Origin of the sequence: Salegentibacter mishustinae (assembly GCF_002900095.1) — a bacterium.
Lineage (GTDB): Bacteria > Bacteroidota > Bacteroidia > Flavobacteriales > Flavobacteriaceae > Salegentibacter > Salegentibacter mishustinae.
The window spans coordinates 286,239-311,095 of record NZ_LLKN01000001.1 but is presented as its reverse complement, the minus strand read 5'-3'; the positions used below and the strand labels follow the sequence as shown (position 1 = coordinate 311,095).

The following is a 24,857-nucleotide window of genomic DNA, read 5'->3' as shown; positions in this document are numbered from 1 at the left end:
CACAGATAACTATAATTAGAAATAGATAATTTTCTGAGTTTAATAAGTTATGCACTCCTAATCCTGCCAGCTCAAATCCACCCAAATTGCGGGATGCTCACTGGCTGCATGATCTTTAAGATTTATACTTAGTATACCGCACACATAGGTCGTTTTTCTGGCATACCCTTTTCCTGATAAATCCACTACTTTTAACTTAATTAAAAAGTTCTGAGGATAATTTTAAGTAATCTATTTACCTGATATTAATTCCCATGAAGTAAGCCCCAAGAGTATCGGCTATGTCTGCAACTGAATCTTCAATGCCGCCAATTTGTGCGAAGAGCGGATAAGAAGCAGAGACAATAAGATTGATGAATAAATTGTTTTTTTTCATAATGTTCGTTTTTTGATCTGCAAGGGCAGAATTGATTGATGATGACCATAATTAATCCTCGAATACTTGATAATAAATTTTTGGAAGGCAATATTAAAAGTTATGCAAAGGAAAACGGAATTGAAGTTTTATATCTTTATTGGGATAAAACCGGAGTAGATATATGGTCTCAAAGTTTTATAAATGAGGTAGAAAAAACCAGCAGATAGCATGATTCATCGCGAACAAACTACTCCACTTTTGATACAAAATTTTCATGGTGCTGCAAACCTAACCTTGCCACTACGACTGCTGGTTTAAACAACTTGTAGCATATAGCGATTAGTACTAGTTTCTTACTTTTACCTCGTCTGTAAAAGTCCTTGTGTAAGCCTTATTATTTCAATAAAGCTTTCAGGCAAGTTTGTGAATTTTGGATTTTTCTATTTTACTGTTTCTTTTTCTAGTATTACCGCTATTAGGGGCCTTATTCTTCTGAAAATTCATCTCACAAATTATACTCTGAATTCTGCAATTTTTCTTTTACTTTAATGGGTAATCAACTGAATATTAGTAGATTTGTGCAAAGACGATATAAATGGCATCAAAATTTAGGTTCACAAATCGTCAACATAGAAAATAAGTTATCAGTATTTATAGGCTGTTTGAGAAATCGGTGAATCCTGGCAAGGTCACAATACAACTACAGATATTAAGCGCAATCACTTGTTAATAAAGAGATTGCGCTTTTATTTTCTTCTAACCTCTCTTTTTTAGTCCACATATAGTCCACAATTAATTTTTTTAGGTTTTTCTATGTGTGTCTGGTTGCTTGGGTCAGTAAAAAATCCTGAAATGCTTGCACGCAAACAAAGAACCAACATTAATATTTTAGTAAGCTAGTAATAATGCCAGATTGGTAGAATATTTTTAGTAGAAAGAAAATAAAATTGGAGGGTGCGAATCGTACTAGGATTAGAACCCTAAGATCTATTGTAAAGAAGAGAAATAATCTTATAATTGTAAATCCTAAATATTCATGTCGAGTTTTAGGGTTCTGTTTAAGCCCTGCTATTTATAGTGGGGCTTTTTAAAAACAGAAAATGCCTATATAAGAATAGGCATGAGACTGTATAGAGGTGTGAGAATTTTAACCGGGAAATGTAAATTCTTTCTTATGTGGTATGGGGGCGAAACTTGCTTATGTTCTATTAAAACTTTTAGCTTTTAATATCCGCTATCTGATTCCTGTAAGCTTGAAGTTAGCTCCTGAATGTTGCTTTTAATGGAGTTATCTTTAGAGTTGTTGAGAATATAGAGGTATTTATCCAGCTTGTTTAGCTGATAGGTTGCTTTGGTATTTTTACCTAACTTTCGTTTTAAGTGCTTTTTTATAGCTTCTCTGTCACCATTGTAGACTTCGTTGAGATACTTTGTGTAGATAAGGTCTTTTTCTTCAGCAATGCTAAATTCATCTGTCTCGTATAGATAAGGAAAGCTATCTTGCTTGCTAATTATTTTTTGAAGCACTTGTTTATTAAGAGATTCAGCACTAAGGATTTCAGGAAGCATTACGGAGTTAAGGTGTTTGCTTATAGTTCCTCCCTTGCCTAGTTTGGTTTCCATCCTCAAGGTCTTATCAAAGTGCTTCATTACTTCTGGATATTTCTTGAAGAAGTGCTTGTCGTTATTTGGCTGGAAGTCTTTTGAATAGAAAGTTGTATAGAGTTTATGATGCTTAAGTTTTTCCTTGAAAACAATTCCGGTATTGTAAGCTGTTTTGGTAAACTTAGGAGCAGTCAGATGGTTTAAAGAATTTATATACTCTGAATAAGGCTTTGTTATTTGGATGTCGTCTGTAACATCTATCCTTTTTAGTTTGCATTCATTTACAAAGTCAGGGTCAAGATCTAAGCCTTCTTTGCTGAGGTTATGAACAAGTTGATTTATAGTGCCTAGTGTTATACCAAGATGGTAGTTATCGCCAAGTAACTTGCTGTTGAGCGTTAAACTTACTTTGTTGAATGTCTCGTTGATAGATGCGTTACCAATACCAAAGGCATTTGCATTAAGACTGTGGGAGATCATCTGATGTCCATTTGATTTGTCTTTAATATTACGTTCAAACTTATGTTTATCTGCCTCTCTGATGTATTCAGTAGATGTTGTTAAGCTGATTGTATCTAGCTTCATTAGGAATAAATTTTAGCTCTGTCTTAGATATACTTATGTATAGTGGAATTTGTTGCTGATTGGATCTAATCGCAAGCTGTTAGGCTCTCCATTATTTCAGATCTCTTGAAATAAACTCTACCTCCTTTTTGGTACTGCTTTAGCCAGCCATTTTTCACCCAATTATGAACGCTTGCTATACTCAGCTTAAGTAGTTCTGCTGTCTCAGTTCGGGTAAGGAGTTCTTCTGGTTCTTTTGGAGTAAAATGCTCTTTTAAAGCCTCTACCTCCTTTTTGAAGACTTTCTGCATTTCACTAATTAGCTCTTCTGGTGATGCGTTGTGCATCTGTGTTACGGTTGTCATTTATCTATTTGTTTATGATTATACCGCAAAGATGAGTTGAGGTTGATTCCGATTTATGGCAGTTTTTTCCGATTACCGGAAGAGTAAAAAAGATTATTTAGATTCAGGATTATTTAGATTTCGCTAATACTTTACTAAATTGTGGAAAACTATAACTGATACAATGAAAACGTTTTATTGGAAATTGAAAACAGGATTTCTGATTCTGGGAATTCCCTTAATCCTCAGTGCCTGTTCAGGTTCTAAATCTTCTATGTCGGAACCAATTGTTCTAAAGGAACAGGGGAGTTTTGCCGTGGGAGGTATAGTAAAAGAAAGTCCTGGAACATTTGATCCAATAGAACATGGAGCATTCAATCCCAGCGATCAAAGAACCGAAGGTCAAACCCTTCATGGAGACCATGCTTTTGTTTTTTACCAGAAACCTGAAAATGCAAGAAAATTACCCTTGGTATTCTGGCATGGCTATGGTCAATCTATGAAGACCTGGCAAACAACCCCAGATGGAAGAGAAGGTTTCCAGAGTATTTTTTTGAGAAAAGATTTTCCTGTGTACTTAATCGACCAACCAAGACGGGGAAAAGCTGGCAGGAGTACTGAATCGACAACAATCACTGCTTCTACAGATGATCAACTATGGTTTGGGATTTTCAGGCTCGGGCTGGGGACTGAGTTTTATTCAGGAGTACAGTTCTCAAAAGATCCAAAGGCTTTAGATCAGTTTTTTCGTCAGATAACCCCTGATACAGGTCCGTTGAATATTAACGTAAATATAGAGGCTGTTTCTGAATTGTTTGATAAGATAGGATCAGGAGTTCTCGTTACTCACTCCCACAGTGGTGGTCAGGGATGGCTTGCGGCACTGAAAAACAATAATATCAAAGCTATCGTTTCCTATGAACCCGGTAGTAATTTCGTTTTTCCTGAATCTGAAGTGCCGGAGGCAATGCCTTATTTAGGGGGAGAACTAAGCGCTAGGGGAGTACCTATGGCTGAGTTTAAACGCCTAACAGAAATACCTATTATTATTTACTATGGTGATTATATTCCCGAGAAGCCTGTTCAGAACCCAGGAAAGGAACAATGGCGAGTTGCGCTAGCTATGGCCAGAAAATGGCGAGATGTAGTAAATGAATATGGAGGAGATGTTACCCTAGTTCCACTCCCAGAAATAGGATTAGAAGGTAATACTCATTTTCCAATGTCAGATCTTAATAATAAAGAAGTAGCTGGTCTAATGTACAACTGGCTAAAAGAAAAAGGATTAACTAAAAAATAGAATAAAAATGAAGAATTTAATCACAGTATTGTTACTTATCGTTCCTATTTGTGTTTTTGCTCAACAAGAAAACTATTCAGTCTCTTCCTATCTGGAAGCGGGATCAAAGGCTCCCAATACCCATTACATTGGAGAAGCTTGGTTAAATGGACTTCTAGAGGTTGAAGGAGATTTAAATTTTCATATCACTAAGGCGAGCTTTAAAGCTAACTCTACTCTAGACTGGCACAAACACGCCTCTACTCAAGTCCTGATTTACGTAGAGGGAGAAGGCTACTATCAGGAAAGAGGAAAGGATCCAATTATCCTTAAAGCTGGTGATGTGATTAAATGTGAAAAAGAAACAGAACATTGGCACTCCTCAACTATAGATAGTGATGTGACTTATTTAGCGGTGTATGGCGGTGAACAACCTACTACTTGGACTGAAGTGGTTACTCAAGAATATTACGATAGTATAGCGGAAAAGCTGAAGAAATAGTTTTCTATTACATTGTTGATAATGAAGTTTTTCCGATAGTAGACACTTATGAAAGGAAAGAAGTTCTCCTAAATTTCAGATGTGTTAGATTCAGAGAGGCCTAAAAAGAAGTTTTTTACTACGAAATGAGCGCTTTTTAAGCTATTCCGCTTTAGAATTGGTAGAGCGACTGAGCTAGATTTTGTTTTGTCTCTAACTGAAAAAATACCGATGATGATATTGTTTACCAGTTATTCATAGACCTTAAAGATGAACATTTAATGAGTAGAGATAGTTGGAAAGAGGAATTACTTGGAAACATAGAAAAAGAGGCAAAAGGTGAATCTATACCAAAATAAGAAATTTAGATTGGTTGGGATGCCATTCTATAATGAAGCTCTGCGCAAACAAGAGTTTAATAAAAAGCTTTCTGAGCTAGATAAGCAACTTAAAGAAGTATAACTCTGAACAAGGACACTAACAAGGCTTTGTTTTTGAACAAGGAAAGCAACAAGGGAAATTCAATCATTCTCAAAATATTTATCTTTAAGCTTATAGTAGCTATTTAATCTTGCTTGATTAGTGGACTTGCTCAGGGATCTAAAGTGTCCTTTTTCTAAGAGAAGGTCGTTCTCTTTTTGCGTTGTGTGTCCTGCTGATTTAAGCCATAATATAAACTCTTTGTGAGAGATTGGGTGAATTAGCTTTTCGTCTTTTAACTGCTGAAAGATGAAGCTATAGTCTACATAAGGCTCAATTATATAATTTGCGGCATAATCCTCAAAAAGTTTAAAGCATTCTGGGTGCTTGAAAAAAGAAGGTGAGGTTTTATTCTGTGCTGGAAGAACTGTAGGAGTATTTTCCTCCGGTATATTGTCTTTTATCTCCTTGAGATATTCCTTGTCGTGTTTAAAAAATTCGGTTTTGTTAGCGTAGTCAATCGAAGCCATAGAGGTAATAATAGCCTTAAATTTGTCCTTAGCTGCTTTTCCGGATTTTACGGTATTCTCAGCAATCTTGATATAAGCAGATCTTTTAAGATGCTCTAGAAGCTCTTCAGAGTTGGTTTCTACTGCCTTATTGGAATAGCTAACTTGTAGTTCTGGAACGTCCTCTGGTCTTCCAAATTGCTGAAAAAATAGGTTTATTAGGATGATCTCTGAGAATGCTATAGCCTTGAGTTGTGCTAGGTCTTTCCTTGAATAGTCTTGATCAAGTGGTATCGTTTCTACAAGCTTGTTGAGGTCGTTAAGATCCTGAATAAAATTAAAATCTTCGGCAACCTCTAGGGTTGGCATAAGCAGCCTTTCAGTAGAGATATATTTAATTAGATCAGCAAACAATAAGCGTTTCTGAAAAGCTGTGTAAGTTCTGTTTTCTTTTTTAATAAGGTTCTTTACGGAGGCAAAAACCTCATCTTCAGTATAGTCTTGAAAAGAATCTACGTGGTGTAAAGTCACTAGTAATTAGTTTTGGTTAGAGGCGTTCTTAATTACTTCTAGTTTAGGCTCTTTATTTCGAGAGGAAAAGATAGTGTGAAGTTCTCCAGCTAAAGCTGTTGAATCATGGTTTCCTGTTCCACCAACGTATCTTAAAAATTGTCTTTCAGAAGCATGCCCCGTAGCGGCGCGAAGTAAAGGGGTTGCTATTTTTCCGTAAAAATTTGTAGCAAAAGATCTCCGGCCAATATGACTTGCAACTGCCTTCCATTTAGGAGCGGTTTCTGTGATATACCTGTTAGTCTTCTTATCTCTTTTCTTGCGTTGGACTTCCTCATTTAATTTGGCGATTCTGCAAACTTTTTTAATGTATCGGTTATATAATGCTTTATTGCTTTCAACATTTTGAGAGAAAACAGGAGGAAACTCTCCATTTCTTCTCTTGATAACTTCTAAGGCTTTGTCCATAAAGGGAATTTCTACGGGCTTTTCCGTTTTTTCCTGTTTTACCCTTAAGTAGTGAAAACCATCTCGCAACACTAGGTCTTTAGAAGAAAATTTTAAAAAGTCAGACACTCTCTGTGCAGTATAGCAACTTATAATAAGCCAATCTCTTGCAGCTTGCAAAGTTTCGTTTTCCAATTTTGTTTCAGCTATTTTGTCAAGTTCATCTAAGTTTAAGTGTATATGCTTGGATTTTTGGTAGCGCAATCCTTTTGTTATATACTCTAGTTCAGGATGAGTGGGAATACCGCGCTCCTTAGCGTGATTGCAAATAGTTAAAAGAACTTTTAGAGTTTGTAATTTGGTGTTATGTGCGTAATTCTTTTTGTCGCACCATTGTTGAAGAGCAACCCCTATTTTTTTATCAACTTGGTTTACATATACTTTACCGTAATCTTTCTGGAATGCTTCGATCCTATTTTTAAATACTCCGATCTTTTTTCGGGTTGTAGGTTTAAGCTCGATGCCTTTTACTTTTAAATAGTAGTCAAAATAGGAGGTTAGATCTGTAGGGATTTCATCTCTTTTAGGAGGATCAACTATTTCCTTAAGCCAGCCACTATTGACAACTTCATATTCTTCTCTATTGTTAATCGCTGAGGTTATTTTTGAACGTAAAGAATCAAGATCTTTCTGAAGCCTATTTAAAGCTTTATTTTCTTTTCGGATCTCTTCTTTAATTTCAGCACTTGCGCCAGTTTTCATTCTTAACTGCTTAACCTTACCTTGTTTAAATAACTCTGGATCTATTTTAAACTTGGTCTTTGTTTTAGCATCTATTTTTCTGCCTTCTCGTAAACGAACATAAATTGTTGCTGGATTTTTTTTGGATTGTAAAAAGAAATTGATTGCCATCCTGTGTTGATTTTTGGATTGAAGAGAGGCAAATATAAAAACTTAGTCCGCATTTAGTCCACGTTTAGTCCACAATTTTAGATCTTATTTGTTTTTATTAATAAATTGATATAGGATGGTATGTACTATAAACACTATAAATACAAGCGTTAGTCGGGAATTCATGCGATTTTTAGAAATTGGCAAATACAAAAGTTTTAGTTCTGGCAAGGTCACAAAATTTAAACCGTAAATAGCTTTATAATGCTGTTTACGGTTTTTTTATGTTTTGTGCTTTCCTATCTAAAGCACCTAATTAGCGTAATAGTCTACCTTCTATTTATTTATAAATTCCTTTGCAAGGAATTATCACTTCTATTCTGAAATAGGCGCTAAAATTTTATATAAACAAGTTAACTTTATAGTACCCACATTTAATATTGCCAAAAAGAGTAATCAATATTCAAGGCACTCCTGGGTTAAACCCAAAAATTAGTCTTATAAAATATTCAGCCTAAATTCTATTTCCCATTAAATTTTAGTAAATTTAGTATAGATGCTTCAGAATTAAAGTTTTCTTATTATAACAAACGTATTGTTTGGCAACACTTCTGCGCACGATTCCGTTGAAATTTGAATTGAAAATTCTATCACTTTATGAAAAAGTCATTTTTAATAAGTGCGCTTTTATTAATTCCTATGTTGGGATTTTCGCAGATTAGTGACAGTCTGGCCCAACCTCTTATCTCCATAGAAAAGAAAAGTCTCTTAAAAAATTTAAATATCACCTTCGATATGCGTACCGAGTTTCAGGCGTATACTTTTAGGGGATGGGACCGTTATTACAACGGCATTCAATTTGAAAATGGATTCACTGCGCTTGGGTTTTCAGCAAAACTACACGATAGGGTGAACTTCAGTTTTAGAAACCGGTTTAATAAAGGCAGCGATATACAAACGCTAGACCAACTGGGTAGCAATATAGAATTAGCATATTTAAATATAAAAGCCAGTCCTAAGCTTGATTTTATTATTGGGAAAACTTATGCATTTTACGGCGGTTATGAATACGAGTTCAAGGCTTTGGAAGTTTTAGAATATAATGATATTCAAAGCAATGCTTTGGCATTTGTTACGGGTGCCGGAATTACTTATAAACCTTCGGTAGATCATAAATTTGGGTTTCAGATCTTGAATTCACGTACCATGCTTTATGATGACATTTATGGCGATGTGGTTGCAGAAAATATTCAGGAACCTGACTGGCCTGTAGCAATTGTTGGAAACTGGCGCGGTAGTTTTTTTGATGGGAAAATTCAAACTATCTATAGCCTAAGTTATTCTAACCAGGTGAAAAATAAAGGGACCTATTTCTTTACCTTAGGAAATAAATACCAAAACCGTAATCTTACTTTAATGTACGATTTCAACTACAGCTATGAGGAAGTAGATACAAAAGGCATAGTAACAGATATCATGGCTGGAACATCGGTAGCTGAAGATGCTCTGTATGTGGAGAACTGGTTGAGAGCTGAATATCGCTTTAGTTCAAAATTTAAAGGGCTATTAAGTTTAATGACCAGTAGCGCCTACGGTGATGCTGCAAGCGATCGTAAGCATTTAAGAACGAGCTACGGAATGGTGCCTACTGTATATTATAGTCCCATTGAGAAAATTGATATCCGGTTTTTCTTTGCCTATATCGGCCGATTCTATACTTATTCTAATTACGCTATACAGGAATTTGATACTGCCTATCATAACAGGAATGAAGTAAGGCTAGGTATTATTGCGCCGCTTCTATTATTGTAAGATTATTTTGAAGAAAAAGAGTCGAATTCTTTTTAAACTAACCTCTATAAATATTTAGTTTCTCTTAGAAGCTAAATACTGATCATTATATTTTATATCAGATATCCTTAATTTTAACCAGGTCCATTCGCCTTCATCTAATTTCCACTTTACTTCAGATTGAACCGGAATTCTTATTCCGTTGCGTACTTCGGTGTTAATTGCAGTAACGGTCCATTCGGCAGGTTCGGCGTCACTGGCATCTTTGTAGCGCATGGCTACAAACTTTTTAAAATCCCCATTTTCATCAAAATGAAACACGCCCGAACCTTCTGTTCCTTTATAATTCATAATGGCGTTCGCAGAATAGTCATCTATGGGCTCCCAGCTTATATACGAACTTATAGCCGCAGAGGGAAACCAAACAATTTCGGCCAGATATCTTTGTAAAGTAGCCTGGTCTACTTTTTCACTGTCTTTTGCGTTCACCATAGGAATAGCCGATAATAATTTTATAAGCATTTCACCTTTTCCATCTTCAAATCTATCCCTGCCTACCACCTTTAAACCCGGCTTCATATTAAGATCTATCGTCCAGTTAAAAGCTGGTGGTTTTACACTAAAATATTGTTTGGCTTCAGCCTTCATCCAATCTTTTTGTTCCGGTTTCATCAGCATTTGTATTTCCTGCTCTAAATAGACATGCTGGAGTATTTCATTTCCGGGTATTCCGCTATTGCAAAGCCATTTTTTTACAGGATGAGGAAAGCTCTTAAGCATTTGTTCTGTAAGTATAATTTTTCCTGATTTTTCAGATTCAGCGAATAAATCGCTTACTTCAGCAGTTACCTTTTTTTGAAAGCTAATTGTTGAAAAACCTATTAGTGCAGCAACAAGAATTACCAGGTTGAAGATCGTTCCGAATTTGCTATCGCTCCAATAACTAATAATTAAAAACTGGGAGAGTATAACTGCAAAAATTGCAATTATCCACCAGTAACGATAATAACTTAAATACAGGCTTAAAGTAACTGCAAATAAGAGAAAGGCGAGTAACCAGAGGATGCCGAAGGTTTTGGAAATTGGCTGGGAAATTGCATCAAATTCTGAAAAACCGAATGCTTTTAGAAATCCAAAAACATGGATAATTCCGTGTATAACGATCACTATAGATAAGGCTATTCGCATATTTTTTACCTGAACCAAGCTTTACTCCCTTAAAGATAGCAGGTTTTTTTATCACTTAATCTTTATAGAGGGTATTTTTCCTTTTAAAAACCTCTCTATTAATGGTTTCAGTAATAACCACATCAGAAAAATTAGCGCCATAATAAGTTTTATTTCTGTTATGATTCGGGTCATAAAATAGGATTGACTTGTCTGGTAATTTTACTTCAGAAATCAAAAACAATCATTATGAAATTATTTGTAAAAATAGGATTGGCTATAGCCCTGGTATTTTCATTCGCAGCCTGCGGAAATTCAGAAAAAGACAATGAAAAAGATCTTCGCCTAGATGATTATGGATCTCAACCTAAAAAAGAAAAGGTTGAAACCGATAATACCTCTCAGGATTCTGGTGTTGCTTTAGCCAATAAAGGAATTGGCCCGGTAAAATCTATGGAGCTACCCGCCGATATCAATGCTGAAATGGCTGCTAATGGAGCAGATATTTTTAAGAAAATGTGTTCTGCCTGCCACAAAATGGATAAGAAATTTGTTGGTCCATCGCTAGCTGGTGTTACCGAAAGACGCTCCCCCGAGTGGATCATGAATATGATTCTTAATCCCGAAGAAATGATCAAAAAAGATCCTATCGCCAAAAAATTATTAATAGAGTCAAATATGGCTGTTATGGCTAACCAGGGGCTTAAAGAAGATGAGGCCAGGGCTATTGTAGAATATTTCAGACAATATGATAAGCAAAATTAGCTTGTTCCAGTAAACAATGAGTTAACCTGAAGGCAAACAAAACCTAACTAAACCAATCAATGATGAAAAAACTCCCTTTTTTAATAACGTGTATCCTGCTTTTAAGTGCTACTATTTTTATTGGCTGTAAGGATAATAAAACAGATGAAGGTGAAACTCCTGCCGCAACTACTGAAGCTGAAAATAATGAGGGCTCCAATAAGGGCCAGGCTTTTATTGAAGGCGATAGTGAAAATCCAAATGCTTTGCGCTTAGCCATGGATTCTAAAGATCACACCACTTTGGTAGCGGCAGTGCAAGCTGCAGGTGTTGAAAATGCGCTTGTTAATGTTGGGCCGCTTACGGTTTTTGCTCCAACAGATGCAGCTTTCGATAAACTACCCGATGGCACCGTTGAAGATCTTTTAAAACCAGAAAACAAGTCTAAACTGGCTTATATCCTTAAAAATCATGTGGCGCCTAGCAATTATCCCATAGATATGCTTGAGAAGAATATCGAAAAGGGGCGTAGCCTTTATATGGCTTCAGGAGAGAATGTTGAGGTGAGTAAGGAAGGCGAAGACATTATTGTTGGAGGAGCTAAAATTGTAGGTACCGTTAAAGTAAGTAACGGATGGGTGCATATAGTGGAAGACGTCATTTTACCAAAAGAATAATCAATCTAATTTCAATTAATAAATTAAAACCCAATCTAATGAAAAATATTTTTAAAATCGCGGTTCTGGGAGTCCTGGGGCTATTTATCCAGTCATGTGGGAATGATGAATCTTCTGGTGAGAAATCAGGAGCCATCACTTCTAACGCAGCCGAACGTGTTTATGTAGCGCCGGGAGAACATGATGAATATTATGCATTCCTTTCAGGTGGATATAGTGGTAACCTAACAGTTTACGGTTTGCCTTCAGGAAGAATGCTTAAAGAGATCCCTGTTTTTTCACAATTCCCAACCAATGGTTATGGATATTCTGAGGAAACAGTACCAATGTTAAATACTTCTTTCGGATTTGTGCCGTGGGGAGATTCTCACCATCCTGATATTTCTCAAACCGAAGGAGAACTTGATGGGCGTTGGATATTTATCAACGAGAATAACACGCCAAGGATAGCACGTATTAGTCTTGAAACTTTTGAAACCGAAGAGATCATTGAGATCCCTCACAGTGCAGGGAACCACTCTTCTTCTTTCATTACCGAAAACACAGAATATGTAGTTGCAGGTACGCGTTTCTCTGTTCCTTATCCACAGGAGGATATGGCTATAGATCAAATGAAAGGGAACTTTAAAGGTCCTCTTACCTTTATTGCGGTTGGTGAAGACGGTAGAATGAATATCGATTTTCAGCTTAAAATGCCAGGATTCAACTACGACCTTTCCCACCCCGGACGTGGAGATTCTCACGGTTGGTTCTTCTTTACTACTTATAATACCGAAGAAGCTCACACCATGCAGGAAGTTAATGCTTCTCAAAATGATAAAGATTTTATTGCAGCTGTAAACTGGAAAAAGATCCAGGAATATGTGGAAAATGGAGGTGGCGAAGAAATCGCTGCTGAATATGCGCACAATGTTTTTGACCACAGTACCCAGGCTGCTACCACTACTATGAAAAATAAAGTGCTTACCGTAGATCCAAGAGAAGTAGAAGGAGCGGTATACTTTATGCCAACTCCAAAATCTCCTCACGGTTGTGATGTAGATCCATCTGGAGAGTACATTGTAGGTAACGGAAAGCTTTCAACAGATCTAACCGTTCACTCTTTCTCAAAAATGCTTAAGGCTATTGAAAATAAAGATTTTGACGGTGATGCTTATGGTATTCCAATTTTAAACTTCGATTCTACCCTTGCAGGAACTGTGAAAGAAGGAGGATTAGGCCCACTGCATACCGAGTTTGATGGTAAAGGAAATGCTTATACTACTTTCTTTATCTCTTCTGAAGTTGTGAAATGGAAATTAGGAACCTGGGAGGTGCTAGACAGACAGCCTAGTTACTATTCTGTTGGTCACCTTATGATTCCCGGAGGAAATTCAAGAGAACCTTATGGGAAGTATATGATCTCTATGAACAAAATTACCAAAGATCGTTACCTGCCAACAGGACCCGAATTGGAGCACTCTGCACAGCTATATGATATTTCCGGCGAAAAAATGGAACTTCTTTTAGACTTTCCAACTCACGGAGAACCTCACTACGCTGCCGGTATTCCTGCCGAAAAGATTAAGTCTCAATCTAAAAAGATTTACCGACTGGATGAAAACGAGCACGAATATGCTGCTACTAGCGAGTCTGAAACAAAAATGGAGCGTGATGGGAATGAAGTTCACGTATATATGACTACCGTGAGAAGTCACTTCTCACCAGATAACCTTGAAGGTATAAAAGTAGGAGATAAGGTATTCTTCCACGTTACTAACCTTGAGCAGGATTTTGATGTACCGCACGGCTTCGCTATGATTGGTGCAAATACCTCTGAGCTTTTAATTATGCCCGGGCAAACAAAAACAATTACCTGGGAACCTAAAAAAGAAGGAGTTTGGCCATTTTACTGTACCGACTTCTGTTCAGCGCTTCACCAGGAAATGCAGGGATACGTAAGAGTATCTGGCCAAAATTCAAATGTGCCTTTAAAATGGACTTTGGATGATGAAGAGATTAATTAGTTTATTTAGTTGAAAACTGGTTGTTTTTAGATCGAGAAGGCGGGTGGATGGAATGTTTACCCGCTTTCTTTTAAAAATCCCCTTACAATGAAAAAATCAGGAATTTTAATGATAATAGGTTCAGCTTTACTGCTCGGGCTGTTTATCTATCCGCTCTGGAACATCCAGCTGGAAGCCCCACAATATCCAGATCCCCTGGGGATGAATATTTATATTAATGGAATTCAGGGGGAAGAAGAATTTGATATTCAGAATATAGATGGTATTAACCACTATATTGGGATGAAGAAGATCCCTACCCCGGCCGAAATGTGGGAATTCAATACTTTTCCCATTGTAATTGGAGGAATGGCTGCGCTTGGTGCTCTCCTGGGAATACTTGGCTTCTTTAGAATTATTCATCCAAACTGGTTCTTAGGCTGGCTTATCTTAATGACTTTTTTAGGCATCCTGGGAATGATGGATTTCAATAATTGGCTAACCGATTATGGAACTGACCTTGATCCCAAAGCGATTATGAAGTTAACCGATTCTGAAGGTAATCCTTTGAGCTATAAACCACCCTTGCTGGGATCACAGAAGATTTTGAATTTCACCGCACATTCTTATCCCAGGGCAGGCGCTTATTTAATGTTTGTAGGAATGTTATTAACTCTGGTCGCCTGGTGGATTGGGAAAAAGGCAAATGAAACGATGGCTAAATAAAAATTAAAGCTATGAAAAAGATAATTTACCTACTTGTACTCGTACTATTTACAGCTTGTAGTAGTGAACCCCAACCTATAGATTATGGTAAGGATAACTGTGATTTTTGCGAGATGACTATTGTGAGTAAGGCTTATGCTGCGCAGGCTGTAAGTGAAAAAGGAAAGCAGTACAAATATGATGCTATAGAATGCATGGTAAACCACCAGCTTCAGCATAATTACGAAATGCCCGTAAACCTGGTTGCCAATTTTGAACAGCCGGGAACTATGATAAGTGTGAACGAAGCAAATTTCGTGATAAACGATAGTATAAAATCTCCCATGGGTGGCAACCTTGCCGCTTTTAAAAAGGAAAGTGCTGTGGTGAATACGGAATCTAAAGACATCTTCAACTGGCAGGAATTAAAGACTATTTTTCTCGAAAATGATTCATTAACAACAAGCTATTGATACTATGTTAAGGTCGTTTTTTCTTTTCTTATTTCTCGTTCTAGCATCTGTGGTTTCCCAGGCTCAGGAGATAGAAGTCTGTAAGTCTTGTGAGGTGAAGACTATTCAGGCTGCTGTAGATATGGCCGAAGATGGTGATATTCTCAGGATTAAAAGCGGGACTTATAAAGAACACGACATAAGCATTATCGATAAATCCCTTACTATAATAGGCGAGGGGTTTCCGGTGATAGACGCTGAAATGGAAGGGACCGCCGTAAGTGTAAGAGCAGAAAATTTTTCGATTGAAGGTTTGAAAATTATAAACGTGGGTAGAAGTCATACCAACGACTTTGCGGGGATCCTGGTTTCAAACGCTAAAAATTTTGAGATAAAGAACAACAGGCTGGATCAGGTGTTTTTTGGGATTCTTTTAGAAAGATCGTCAGAAGGAACAGTTTCAGGAAATATTATTACTAGTAATGCTGAAAGCCAATCTACTTCGGGTAATGGTGTACATATCTGGAAATCGGAAGAAATTACTGTAAAGAATAACGAAGTAATTGGTCTTAGAGATGGCATTTACCTGGAGTTTGTAAATAATTCAGAGATCATCAATAACCTATGCAAAGACAATTTACGTTACGGCCTGCATTTTATGTTTTCAGATCACGATCTATATAAGGGCAATATTTTTGAAAACAATGGAGCCGGTGTAGCTGTAATGTATTCCAAATTTATTGATATGCAGGATAACCAGTTCAGGAAAAACTGGGGGAGCGCTTCCTACGGACTTCTGCTAAAAGAAATAAACGATTCAGAATTAAAGAATAATATTTTTGAAGATAACACTATAGCGATTAGTGCCGATAATACGAACCGCATAGATTATATAGAAAACGATTTTAGGAATAATGGTTACGCGATAAGAATTCGGGGTGCTGTTTATGATAACAATTTTAAACGCAATAATTTTTTATACAATTCTTTTGATGTAGCCTATACCGGGAGACTCAATAACAATAAGTTCACCAATAATTACTGGAGCGGTTATTCCGGCTACGATTTAAATAGAGATGGAATTGGAGATGTGCCTTTTAGACCGGTGACGCTATTTTCCTACCTCGTGAACAAAACCCCGGAAGCGATAGTGCTATTAAGAAGTACGTTTATAGATCTGCTGGATTTTTCAGAGAAAGTTTCTCCAATTTTTACGCCGGCCGATCTTATTGATGCTCAACCCCAAATGAAAAGAATCCAATGGTAAATATTACAAACCTCCATAAAAAATTTGGTCCGCTGGTTGTGCTAAACGGACTTAACCTTAAGACCCCCGAAAGCGGAATTGTAGCGGTATTGGGGCCAAACGGTTCCGGGAAAACCACGCTTATAAAAAGTATCCTTGGGATGGTAGTACCCCAAAAGGGAGAAATTCAAATTAACGGGGAAAGGGTAAAAAAACACTGGAATTACCGAAAAAATATAGATTACCTGCCGCAAATAGCAAATTTTCCCGGCAATTTAAAGGTACAGGAGCTTATTGATATGATTAAAGATCTGCGTGGTAAAGAAGCGCGCGACCAGGAGCTGATAGATCTTTTTAAGCTGGAACCATTTCTGGAAAAAAAGCTCAGTAATCTTTCAGGAGGAAGTAAACAGAAGGTAAATCTTGTCTTATGTTTTATGTTCGATAGTCCGTTAATTATTCTTGATGAGCCAACCTCAGGCCTGGATCCTGTTTCGCTTATACGCCTGCGAAAACTTATTCAGCGGGAAAAAGAGAAAGGGAAGACCATTCTTATCACTTCGCATATTATGAATTTTGTGGAAGAAATATCAGACAGAATTGTATTTCTTCTGGAAGGTCAAATCTATTTCAACGGAACGGTAGAGGAGCTTAAAACTTCTACAGGCGAAAAGGATTTTGAACATGCCATTGCCAACATCTTAACCGAGAACCATGCTTAAAATATTAAAATATAGTTTTTACGACCTTTCGCGTAGCCTCTGGAGTTACGTCTACTTCTTTTTTTACTTGCTTTTGGGAGTAGTCTTGTTGTTTTTAAACAACGACCTTTCTAATGCGGTAATTACTTTAATGAACGTGATCATTATTCTGGTGCCTCTTATTGGGACCATCTTTGGAGTGATGTACTTTTATAATTCGCGGGAATTCACAGAGCTACTCCTGGCGCAACCGGTAAGAAGAAGTTCTATTTTTCTAGGGCAATACCTAGGCGTGGCTATATCTTTATCGGCCAGTCTTATTCTTGGATTAGGCTTGCCTTTTATTATCTACGGTTTATTCCAGTCGGGGGCAATTTGGGATTTCGCTTCTCTTTTGGTTTCCGGGGTATTTCTCACTTTTATTTTTACCGCTTTGGCTTTTAATATCGCTTTATCTCATGAGAATAAAATAAAAGGCTTTGGCCTGGCGATCTTGCTTTGGCTTTTCCTGGCTGTGGTGTACGACGGACTCTTCTTACTGTCGCTGGTTTATTTTCAGGATTACCCGCTGGATAAATTCTCCCTGGTGGCAAGTATGCTGAATCCTATAGATCTTTCCAGGATACTCATTTTGCTGAAATTAGATATTTCTGCTTTGCTGGGTTATACCGGCGCTGTATTTAAACAGTTTTTTGGAACAGGTCTGGGCGCGTTAACCTCGATTGCAGTGCTGAGCTTATGGGTGATACTTCCTGTTTGGAGAATAAAATATATTTCAGCTAAAAAAGATTTTTAAATTTGAATCCAATAGCTTTGTAAATAGGGTAGTTCTGTGAGACCCTATTAAAATTGAGTGTCTAAAGCTTTAAATTGATTCGGTTCATTTTTAGCAGTGTTGTTTTTTCGGCCTACCGAAAGTTTATCGTGAAATTTGAAGTGAAAATTCCGTCAAATTTTAGGCTGTTTGATCCCGATTTTTATCGGGAGAGTTCCTAAAATTTAGGGATTGTACGATAAAATTTAGATAAAGTTTCGTAAGCCTAGACTTTTTTGTTTCATTTTTGGGCAATGCAAAAAAGAATAAATTGTATTATAATATTTAAAAATTATAAAGAAGCTAATAAGGGCTTAGCGATATACTTTTCCGCTTTTAATTCTTATTTCGCCTTTCTTTTCCAGGCCTTTCATAGCCCTTATTACCGTTTCTACCCGTAGCCCGGTTAGATCGGCTATTTGCTGACGGGTGAGGTTTACTTTAAATTTAAATTCACCTTCAATGTGATGTACGTATCGTTTTAGGTAATCCAGGATCCTTATAATTCGATGTTCCGGATCCTGACTCGAAATTTCAGAAACCATAATCGCTTTATAAAAAAGCCTTTTTGCAAGGGTTCGAGTGAGTTTTAAATGCGTTTCAGGATGTTTGGTGAGCAGTTCTAAAAAGTTGAGTTTTGGTAGTTTTAATACTTCTGAAGTTTTTATAGCCTCGGCATTTGCAGGATATTTTACGTCGGCCAGCAAGGGTGGTTCGCCAAAACTCTGCCCGTCTACAAATAAACCCTGTATAAATTCCTTGCCATCGGCATTATAATTATTCATCTTGATCTCTCCGGAAATAATTTGAAAGAAATTAAGAGCAATTTCGCCTTCCCCAAAAAGCTGGTCTCCTTTATGGTAAATTTCCTTCGAAGCTCCAAAATCCAGCAAAATACGTTCTTCAATCATTCTATTCTTTTAATTTAAACAACTTCCAAGCAAGCTCACTAAGCATTTAATCTCGTTTATCATGTATAGCAAACCTGATGAAAATTACTGTGTTAATAAATGAGAACGGTCATATCTTCTGAGAATGAATAATGAAGAGTTTACTTATTTTTCCTAAAATTTAGGCCTATGATCCAACCTACAGCAATGGGAATTAGTGCACTTACCAAAACCAGGATCAGAAAATAACTGCTGAAAAACGGAAGTCCCAGCCATAGCACAAAACCTTTGTAGAAAATAAGCATTTCAGAAATTAAAAATCCGCTGAGGTACAGGTAAAATGCTTTTTTGGGAAGCCTTATCAATTTCAACCAATTTAAAAACCCGAATAAAGCCAGGGAGACAAAACCAAGAAAAACCCAGTGTAAATAGCCAATAACAAAATCCAGATTTTCAAAAGCCAGGTCGGCAAAAAAAGGAATTGCGGTAAGGCTTTGCATAAAGATCTTCCCAACCAATAATATGCCTGTAATCTTTAAAATTTGATAATTAAATGAACTCAAGCCGGCTTTCAATTGATATTTATTCCGCAGGATAAACGCGAAAAGTTGGTAAAAAGCAAGTAACAGTAAAATAACGCCAAGTCCACCTAAAAAATGGAAAACTATGGGCGGATTTGTCCAATAAGTAGAAAGAAAAAAGCTTAAGATCACTCCGAAGTTTAACAGGTAGAAAAACCGCTTAAACTCGCTTGGAGCAAATGTCAATTTTAATTTCTGAAAAAGGTAAAATACAATACCTAAAATGCCTAATAAAAACCAGGCATTATATTGAAAATGAAGATAGAAATAGATAGAAAGTTTATACCAGATAGAAGCTTTGCCCAGCGTACTCATAATTGCGCCCAGAGCCCAGGGGCCAATACTGGAAAAAACCATATACCATAAGGCAGCTTTTATAAGTTTAAAATATTGGGTGTGCCTATGCTCGTCCGGAGTATTTCGTAAAATAAAGCCGGTATAAAAATAGGAGCAAAACAAAAAAAGGGTGGAAAAAATTATAGAAACCACCGCATAACCCTGGAAAGGGAAACTAAATAACATGCCCAGCAAACTAATATTGGTTACCAGGAAAATGTACAGGTATTTTTTGGGAAGCTTTGTAGTTTGAAAAAGTAAGCGATAAATAATTCCGGTTAATGCAAGATATACCCAACCCAGCAAAGCGGTATGAGAATGCGCGTGAATAATATATTTATAATTTGCCGCAATGGGAGTTACGTAAAAAAGCCGGAGTAAAATTCCCAGGCCGGCAGCCAGGAAAAAATAGGCAAAAGCAATGTTAGTATGGGCTTTTAGGTCTAAACGAAACATCCGGGAATATAGTAAATTACCTCGTGGCAAGCTAACGAGGCATTAAATGGAAAGATTTTTTTTTCCAGGTATCCCGATGCTTCGGAATGGAGCATTAATTCTCGATTATCGAGTAAAAAGCAAATACCCCGGGAAATTTCTAACCCGGGGTAGTCTTCAACACAATTAAAAACAAACCTCTAAAATAAAACTAAATTTCTCTTAGGCTTTGGGGGGAATCCTAAGAGGAAATCTCTCTAATTGTTTAAACTGCGCTCAAGTTCAATTGCCTTTGGAAAAAGAATGTTGTTTTCTAGATGTACGTGATGGTGCAGATCGTTTTCAAACTCTTCCAATTTTGCATAAAACGCCCTATAAGTATTGCAAGCCCAGTCGGGGCAGGTATAATTATCACTTAGCTTAGCAATTTGTTTAAAAATGGCGCCGGCTTCGTCGTGTTCAGCCTCCATCATTTCAATTGGATCGTCAATTTTCCCGAAATGCGGTTGTGGTGCAGGAGTACCTTCTTCCTTCGCTCTTAGCATTTTTTTGATAAATGGAAACAGAATAAGTTCTTCTTTCTTTAGGTGGGCGCTTAATTCCTGGGCTACCTCGGTAAATAATTGCTGGATATCAAATAGTTCTTTTCTCTGGCCTCCGTGTACTTTAGCCACTTTTGCGGCATATTGAATAAGCAACGGGATATTTTCCTGCACATACTGGTGATGTACGTTTATAATATGGTCAGTTAAGAAGTCCAGTTTCCAGTTTCTATAATCATAACCGGGGCTAATAGCCGAATCTGTTTCCTGTAATTCTCTTTCCAGTATTTCTAAGCTCACATTAGCTTTCGCCGCAGCTTCAGCTAAGCTAATTCCTCCGCCACAACAAAAATCGATGCCGCGTTTTTTAAATAGATGCGCGTTTTTAATATTTTCGGTAACGTAATCGGCTACGGTTTTACCAGTTCCTGCATTCATAATAATAGCTTTAAGTTGAACAATATTTCATATACAAATATCTGCCTTGTCCTTCTGCTAATTTATGAGTCAGGTCATAATGAGAAAATTCGTAGATGCAACTGGAATATTTGAAGAGTTTAGTAAGTCTGGATTTTTTGGCCTGGTTTAGCCCGAGCACAGTCGAAGGGTTTTTACCAATGAAAAATTAAAAGGCTAATCATCCAAACCACTCTTCTGTTTCTCTTTCTTCCACTTCTTCAACCTGGTTAAGTTCCAACCTTGTTAGATTCTTTTTAGTACTTAAATACTTATTCACGATCCTGTCAGCATAGCTCGAATTTTGCTGCGGAATCAGGTAATCCTCAAATTGATCTACATTAAAATCATCTGAATTTTCTACATAACCGTAACCGGCATAGCGGCCTTTTTTCAGGTAAATAAAAGATTTTTCGGCTTTGGATCTTCCTTTTTCCACCAGCAGGCACGAATTTTCATATTGCTGGATATAATCTACCGCTTTAGAAACCCGGTGGTTATATTCGTACTGCTCTATTTCTCCTTTACACATCCCGCTGCAGTCTTTAATCTTATAATGGCTGCAATGATCTACGCCGGTTTGCAAGCCGCAATACCTGGGGCATAGCTCAAATTTTTGGCAAAGAAACTCCAGGAACTTTACGGCTTCTTCCCGGGTATAGAATTTCATCCAGCTTACCGGCGAAACCTTATTTTTATGAATTACAAACTGCTCGATACCTTTTTGGTTGTGATAGGAGGTTAGGGTATATGGCCGACTCACCTTCTTCTGTGCTTTATTGAATTCCGGGAAATATTTTAGGATTAAGGCCGATTCCCGCAACAAAGCAAGCACTTCGCTTCCGGTAAGCTCGTAGTCTATACTATACGTGGCCTGCATCATTTTATATTTGCGGTTAGATCTTTCCTGGAAATGAGATTTTACCCTGCTCTTTATATTTTTGGCCTTGCCAATATAAATTGGGATGCCATCTTTATCCTTAAAGAAATATACTCCGGTGGAAGTAGGCAATTTTTCGAAATCTGAATTTTTAAAATTTGGTGGCAGGTACGAGGCCGCGGTTTTCTGATTTAGCATTTTTTCGAATATCTCGTATTCTGGATCCAGGGCTAAACAACGTTGAAAAAGCGTCACCGTGGCTTCACAATCTCCTTTTGCACGGTGCCTGTCGTAATGCGGAATATTGATGGAAGTACAAATATTGCCAAGGCTATACGAAAACAGCCCCGGAATAAGCTTTTTAGCCAGCCTAACCGTACAAAGGCGTTTTCGCTGAAAGCTCATATCTAAGCTCCCAAACTCGGCTTTAATAATATTATAATCGAAATTTACATTGTGCGCCACAAACACACAATCTTTGGTGATCTTTTGAATTTCTGGAGCTATCTCTGCGAATTTAGGGGCATCAACAAGCATCTCGTCGTTAATATTGGTAAGCGTTTCAATGTACAGCGGAATCTCGGTCCCGGGATTTACCAGGGAAGTGTATTCGTCTATCACTTCTCCATTTTGAACCACCAGCACACAAATTTCGGTAATTTTATTGCCTTTAATGCCGCCGCCCGTGGTTTCAATATCGGTTATCGCAAATTTGACATCTTTCATACGGCCAAATTATAATTATTTCTGAAGTTTTAAAAGGAAAAAATACTAAATATTGGATATATTCCTATTTAGCCTATGTCAAGCTGTCCCGAAGCATCGGGATGTTTCAGTTTTTTAAGTCGTCATCCTGTCCCGAAGCTTCGGGATTATTTTAGAGCCTATCCCGATTTTTTATCGGGGATCTAAGTGCTGCTAAAGATTCTGTCGCATTTAAAAAAAATTATCAGTAATTTCTAAAAAATTTTAATCTTCTTCTTATATTGTTAAAAATTTAACAGCGGTAACTGTTATTAAATAATTTGCCTGGACAGCTATCCCTATAGGCTGTTTTTTATCAAAAACTCATATTTCTAATTTTTTGGAATAAGTGGCTTATTCCGGAAGCTATTAAGTGATACCTAGTAGTTGTCATTTTTATAGAATTACGGTTAGAGAAATAGGGGGTTGAATATATAAGGAGTTATATAATATTAAAATCAACCAATATGAAAACTAAAATTACTACATTTTTGTTCCTTGTCCTTGGAATAGTATGCCATGCACAAGACAGTCCTACGTTAAATTTAACAGGAACTAATCCCTCTGTTTCCAAAGGAAATATTGACACAGAAGTATTAACTGCAATTATTCAACAAAAACAAGAAGAAATTAAAGAAAGAGTATTTAGAAATACTATTGTTAAACAATTCAAAGATTCAGACAATAATTATACGAAGAAGCTGAATAACTTCGCTACATTTAATTATTTATACAATTTAATGGATATACTTACAAGTGGTAAGAATAAGACTGTTATGACTAAAACAGCTATTGAAAATACCGCTGAATTTGCATTTATTTTTGGACTAGCATATTATACAAATAAGCAAACAGTTTTGAATGCTAAAGTGAATCTTAACAATATTGACAACAATAATAAAATAAGAGTAAATCAAACAACTAATGTTGAGGACTTTAATTTATTAGTCGATTTGTGTTATCAAATCGTCATCGAAAATGAGGATAAATTTCAAGAACAATTTAAGTTCAAAAATTCATTAGAAAATGTCAACTTCAGAAGGTGGTATGAATCGGATAATGTATTCGTCTTAGAACTCAAAATAGCTAATGCTAATAACAATACACAAAGGGTCACTCAATTGAATACTTTAAAACAGACTGTCACTAAAAGCATAGAAGATATATTACTTGTTTCAAATCAAACAAATGAATTGATTGAAATAGGAAAAAAAGTGAATGATGCTGGTCTTAAAAATGAAATTGATATTTTATTACAGAAAATCACAGAAGCTAATGGTTCTGAAATTTCGTCAGAAATAGATAATCTAAGAATAAAATATTCAAATTTTTTAAATATTGACCAAAAGAATTATTTAACTAAACTATCAGGTCTAGTTCGGTCTAACTTTGACGAATACGAAAATCTCTATGATTTTTATAAAAGTTTAGAAAAAAGTCAGTTCAAAGATTTTACTATGACTCAAAGCCAATATTATTCTATGAAATATTTAATTGTAGAGTTTATTAGTGTCGCAAAAAATCAATATCCTAATGACGCCATTTCTACAGTATTAGAGTTTTTGTTGGAAAACACGTTGGTAGAGTTCAATGATTTATCAGGTAATCTAGTAGATGAAGTTACCAATGAAACAAAAGAGATTGGCTATTTATATGTTGATATTGAATCCCTTATTTCCACTATTGACCAAAGGTTTAATTCTATAACAAAGAAAAAGTTCACAAAATATATTACACCATTTTTTAGTATGGGAGTTAATTATGCGTCATTCAGTAATAATAACAGCCTCATTGATAATGAATCAAATAGCACAAGTTCAATAGGTAGTCTTTATTATGCCAGTGAGAAAATCGGGATTAAATGGAAATTATGGAATTGGAAATATACGCACGCTTTTGAGGCCGGAGAAAGTTTTGAATATTATGGTAAGCAGACTTACTGGCTGAGGCCACAAGAAGAACCGTTAATAAGTGACGTATATATATATGGATATGCGTCAGGTTTACTATATAACTTGGTTGATTTAAAATCCGAGGAAAACTTTGATTACGCCCTAGTTGGAGCCGGAATGGGTATGACTTTTTTTAACGGACTTTCAGCAAATCTTAGTATTTCTAGTCCAATTGTTGATAATTCAATATCCTCTAAAAACAGTTTTGTTAACTTGGGTTTAGATATACCAATTATAGAATATATATCTGCACTGACTAAAAAGAAATAACGGTATACAATAATCTATATGAAAAAAAAAGCGTAATAGTATTAAAACGAGTCTTTTGGCTCACATCAAATTTTGTGCTTG

Annotated in this window: 23 protein-coding genes; 13 read left to right on the top strand and 10 right to left on the bottom strand. The window is 36.5% G+C overall.

All coding sequences use genetic code 11. The features are described from left to right. Positions 1 to 235: 235 nt before the first annotated feature. Entirely contained in the window at positions 236 to 376 is a 141-nt protein-coding gene (locus APB85_RS17240; protein WP_160319225.1) for a hypothetical protein, read from the bottom strand. A gap of 38 nt (positions 377 to 414) precedes the next feature. Here APB85_RS17240 and APB85_RS17235 point away from each other — a divergent pair, with 38 nt between their 5' ends. Beyond that, complete coding sequence (locus APB85_RS17235; protein ID WP_160319224.1) at positions 415 to 585, top strand: hypothetical protein; 171 nt, start codon at positions 415 to 417, stop codon at positions 583 to 585. 997 nt (positions 586 to 1,582) lie between these two features. On the opposite strand, the gene APB85_RS01530 is transcribed toward APB85_RS17235, so the two are convergent. Together APB85_RS01530 and APB85_RS01525 are read right to left on the bottom strand one after the other, a co-directional pair. Continuing rightward, complete coding sequence (locus APB85_RS01530) at positions 1,583 to 2,548, bottom strand: hypothetical protein (protein ID WP_057480394.1); 966 nt, start codon at positions 2,546 to 2,548, stop codon at positions 1,583 to 1,585. Between the two features lie 65 nt (positions 2,549 to 2,613). Next, positions 2,614 to 2,892, bottom strand: coding sequence for a helix-turn-helix domain-containing protein (locus APB85_RS01525; protein ID WP_057480393.1), 279 nt, complete (start codon positions 2,890 to 2,892; stop codon positions 2,614 to 2,616). 163 nt (positions 2,893 to 3,055) lie between these two features. Between APB85_RS01525 and APB85_RS01520 the strand changes: the two genes are divergently transcribed. Both APB85_RS01520 and APB85_RS01515 read left to right on the top strand, forming a co-directional pair. Then, the gene (locus APB85_RS01520) at positions 3,056 to 4,171 is read left to right on the top strand and encodes an alpha/beta hydrolase (RefSeq protein ID WP_057480392.1); all 1,116 of its coding nucleotides are present in this window, start codon (positions 3,056 to 3,058) and stop codon (positions 4,169 to 4,171) included. Between the two features lie 7 nt (positions 4,172 to 4,178). Beyond that, a complete protein-coding gene (locus APB85_RS01515; RefSeq protein ID WP_057480391.1) occupies positions 4,179 to 4,652 on the top strand; it encodes a cupin domain-containing protein in 474 nt (157 codons plus the stop codon). A gap of 500 nt (positions 4,653 to 5,152) precedes the next feature. On the opposite strand, the gene APB85_RS01510 is transcribed toward APB85_RS01515, so the two are convergent. Together APB85_RS01510 and APB85_RS01505 are read right to left on the bottom strand one after the other, a co-directional pair. Continuing rightward, a complete protein-coding gene (locus APB85_RS01510) occupies positions 5,153 to 6,091 on the bottom strand; it encodes a hypothetical protein (protein WP_057480390.1) in 939 nt (312 codons plus the stop codon). A gap of 6 nt (positions 6,092 to 6,097) precedes the next feature. Next, positions 6,098 to 7,429, bottom strand: a complete 1,332-nt coding sequence (locus tag APB85_RS01505; RefSeq protein WP_057480389.1) for a tyrosine-type recombinase/integrase — start codon at positions 7,427 to 7,429, stop codon at positions 6,098 to 6,100. A 636-nt stretch (positions 7,430 to 8,065) separates the two neighbouring features. Here APB85_RS01505 and APB85_RS01500 point away from each other — a divergent pair. Next, positions 8,066 to 9,220 (top strand): porin, encoded by a 1,155-nt coding sequence (locus APB85_RS01500; protein ID WP_057480388.1) that lies wholly within the window; start codon positions 8,066 to 8,068, stop codon positions 9,218 to 9,220. 54 nt (positions 9,221 to 9,274) lie between these two features. On the opposite strand, the gene APB85_RS01495 is transcribed toward APB85_RS01500, so the two are convergent. Continuing rightward, positions 9,275 to 10,387, bottom strand: coding sequence for a DUF6544 family protein (locus APB85_RS01495; RefSeq protein WP_057480651.1), 1,113 nt, complete (start codon positions 10,385 to 10,387; stop codon positions 9,275 to 9,277). 228 nt (positions 10,388 to 10,615) lie between these two features. Between APB85_RS01495 and APB85_RS01490 the strand changes: the two genes are divergently transcribed. From APB85_RS01490 to APB85_RS01455, 8 genes are all read left to right on the top strand, one after another. Continuing rightward, positions 10,616 to 11,131, top strand: coding sequence for a c-type cytochrome (locus tag APB85_RS01490; protein ID WP_057480387.1), 516 nt, complete (start codon positions 10,616 to 10,618; stop codon positions 11,129 to 11,131). Between the two features lie 59 nt (positions 11,132 to 11,190). Continuing rightward, entirely contained in the window at positions 11,191 to 11,787 is a 597-nt protein-coding gene (locus tag APB85_RS01485) for a fasciclin domain-containing protein (protein ID WP_373295149.1), read from the top strand. A gap of 38 nt (positions 11,788 to 11,825) precedes the next feature. Continuing rightward, positions 11,826 to 13,793 (top strand): Sec-dependent nitrous-oxide reductase, encoded by a 1,968-nt coding sequence (gene nosZ / locus APB85_RS01480; protein ID WP_057480386.1) that lies wholly within the window; start codon positions 11,826 to 11,828, stop codon positions 13,791 to 13,793. Positions 13,794 to 13,880: 87 nt separating this feature from the next. Continuing rightward, positions 13,881 to 14,498: a hypothetical protein gene (locus tag APB85_RS01475; protein WP_057480385.1), complete on the top strand. Its 618-nt coding sequence runs from the start codon at positions 13,881 to 13,883 to the stop codon at positions 14,496 to 14,498. Between the two features lie 11 nt (positions 14,499 to 14,509). Continuing rightward, positions 14,510 to 14,950, top strand: a complete 441-nt coding sequence (locus tag APB85_RS01470) for a nitrous oxide reductase accessory protein NosL (protein ID WP_063870560.1) — start codon at positions 14,510 to 14,512, stop codon at positions 14,948 to 14,950. Positions 14,951 to 15,044: 94 nt separating this feature from the next. Continuing rightward, positions 15,045 to 16,196 carry a nitrous oxide reductase family maturation protein NosD gene (locus tag APB85_RS01465; RefSeq protein WP_308429996.1) on the top strand — a complete coding sequence of 384 codons (1,152 nt, stop codon included), beginning with the start codon at positions 15,045 to 15,047 and terminating at the stop codon, positions 16,194 to 16,196. Next, a complete protein-coding gene (locus tag APB85_RS01460; RefSeq protein WP_057480382.1) occupies positions 16,190 to 16,897 on the top strand; it encodes an ABC transporter ATP-binding protein in 708 nt (235 codons plus the stop codon). The genes APB85_RS01465 and APB85_RS01460 overlap by 7 nt, the downstream gene beginning before the upstream one ends. Continuing rightward, positions 16,890 to 17,672, top strand: a complete 783-nt coding sequence (locus tag APB85_RS01455) for an ABC transporter permease (protein WP_057480381.1) — start codon at positions 16,890 to 16,892, stop codon at positions 17,670 to 17,672. The genes APB85_RS01460 and APB85_RS01455 overlap by 8 nt, the downstream gene beginning before the upstream one ends. A 332-nt stretch (positions 17,673 to 18,004) precedes the next feature. Here APB85_RS01455 and APB85_RS01450 read toward each other — a convergent pair whose 3' ends face one another. From APB85_RS01450 to APB85_RS01435, 4 genes are all read right to left on the bottom strand, one after another. Next, entirely contained in the window at positions 18,005 to 18,601 is a 597-nt protein-coding gene (locus APB85_RS01450; protein ID WP_057480380.1) for a Crp/Fnr family transcriptional regulator, read from the bottom strand. A 140-nt stretch (positions 18,602 to 18,741) separates the two neighbouring features. Next, the gene (locus APB85_RS01445; RefSeq protein ID WP_057480379.1) at positions 18,742 to 19,953 is read right to left on the bottom strand and encodes a hypothetical protein; all 1,212 of its coding nucleotides are present in this window, start codon (positions 19,951 to 19,953) and stop codon (positions 18,742 to 18,744) included. 236 nt (positions 19,954 to 20,189) lie between these two features. Further along, positions 20,190 to 20,912 carry an iron-sulfur cluster repair di-iron protein gene (gene ric / locus APB85_RS01440; RefSeq protein ID WP_057480378.1) on the bottom strand — a complete coding sequence of 241 codons (723 nt, stop codon included), beginning with the start codon at positions 20,910 to 20,912 and terminating at the stop codon, positions 20,190 to 20,192. Between the two features lie 199 nt (positions 20,913 to 21,111). Next, positions 21,112 to 22,536, bottom strand: coding sequence for an exonuclease domain-containing protein (locus APB85_RS01435; RefSeq protein ID WP_057480377.1), 1,425 nt, complete (start codon positions 22,534 to 22,536; stop codon positions 21,112 to 21,114). Between the two features lie 485 nt (positions 22,537 to 23,021). Between APB85_RS01435 and APB85_RS01430 the strand changes: the two genes are divergently transcribed. Next, the gene (locus APB85_RS01430; RefSeq protein WP_057480376.1) at positions 23,022 to 24,776 is read left to right on the top strand and encodes a hypothetical protein; all 1,755 of its coding nucleotides are present in this window, start codon (positions 23,022 to 23,024) and stop codon (positions 24,774 to 24,776) included. Positions 24,777 to 24,857: the final 81 nt, after the last annotated feature.

Excerpts from the sequence above, each read along its gene's own strand:
- APB85_RS17240 (WP_160319225.1), bottom strand. The coding sequence starts at position 376 with ATGAAAAAAAACAATTTATTCATCAATCTTATTGTCTCTGCTTCTTAT.
- APB85_RS17235 (WP_160319224.1), top strand. The coding sequence starts at position 415 with ATGATGACCATAATTAATCCTCGAATACTTGATAATAAATTTTTGGAA.
- APB85_RS01530 (WP_057480394.1), bottom strand. The coding sequence starts at position 2,548 with ATGAAGCTAGATACAATCAGCTTAACAACATCTACTGAATACATCAGA.
- APB85_RS01525 (WP_057480393.1), bottom strand. The coding sequence starts at position 2,892 with ATGACAACCGTAACACAGATGCACAACGCATCACCAGAAGAGCTAATT.
- APB85_RS01520 (WP_057480392.1), top strand. The coding sequence starts at position 3,056 with ATGAAAACGTTTTATTGGAAATTGAAAACAGGATTTCTGATTCTGGGA.
- APB85_RS01515 (WP_057480391.1), top strand. The coding sequence starts at position 4,179 with ATGAAGAATTTAATCACAGTATTGTTACTTATCGTTCCTATTTGTGTT.
- APB85_RS01505 (WP_057480389.1), bottom strand. The coding sequence starts at position 7,429 with ATGGCAATCAATTTCTTTTTACAATCCAAAAAAAATCCAGCAACAATT.
- APB85_RS01500 (WP_057480388.1), top strand. The coding sequence starts at position 8,066 with ATGAAAAAGTCATTTTTAATAAGTGCGCTTTTATTAATTCCTATGTTG.
- APB85_RS01495 (WP_057480651.1), bottom strand. The coding sequence starts at position 10,387 with ATGCGAATAGCCTTATCTATAGTGATCGTTATACACGGAATTATCCAT.
- APB85_RS01490 (WP_057480387.1), top strand. The coding sequence starts at position 10,616 with ATGAAATTATTTGTAAAAATAGGATTGGCTATAGCCCTGGTATTTTCA.
- APB85_RS01485 (WP_373295149.1), top strand. The coding sequence starts at position 11,191 with ATGATGAAAAAACTCCCTTTTTTAATAACGTGTATCCTGCTTTTAAGT.
- nosZ (WP_057480386.1), top strand. The coding sequence starts at position 11,826 with ATGAAAAATATTTTTAAAATCGCGGTTCTGGGAGTCCTGGGGCTATTT.
- APB85_RS01475 (WP_057480385.1), top strand. The coding sequence starts at position 13,881 with ATGAAAAAATCAGGAATTTTAATGATAATAGGTTCAGCTTTACTGCTC.
- APB85_RS01470 (WP_063870560.1), top strand. The coding sequence starts at position 14,510 with ATGAAAAAGATAATTTACCTACTTGTACTCGTACTATTTACAGCTTGT.
- APB85_RS01460 (WP_057480382.1), top strand. The coding sequence starts at position 16,190 with ATGGTAAATATTACAAACCTCCATAAAAAATTTGGTCCGCTGGTTGTG.
- APB85_RS01455 (WP_057480381.1), top strand. The coding sequence starts at position 16,890 with ATGCTTAAAATATTAAAATATAGTTTTTACGACCTTTCGCGTAGCCTC.
- APB85_RS01450 (WP_057480380.1), bottom strand. The coding sequence starts at position 18,601 with ATGATTGAAGAACGTATTTTGCTGGATTTTGGAGCTTCGAAGGAAATT.
- APB85_RS01445 (WP_057480379.1), bottom strand. The coding sequence starts at position 19,953 with ATGTTTCGTTTAGACCTAAAAGCCCATACTAACATTGCTTTTGCCTAT.
- ric (WP_057480378.1), bottom strand. The coding sequence starts at position 20,912 with ATGAATGCAGGAACTGGTAAAACCGTAGCCGATTACGTTACCGAAAAT.
- APB85_RS01435 (WP_057480377.1), bottom strand. The coding sequence starts at position 22,536 with ATGAAAGATGTCAAATTTGCGATAACCGATATTGAAACCACGGGCGGC.
- APB85_RS01430 (WP_057480376.1), top strand. The coding sequence starts at position 23,022 with ATGAAAACTAAAATTACTACATTTTTGTTCCTTGTCCTTGGAATAGTA.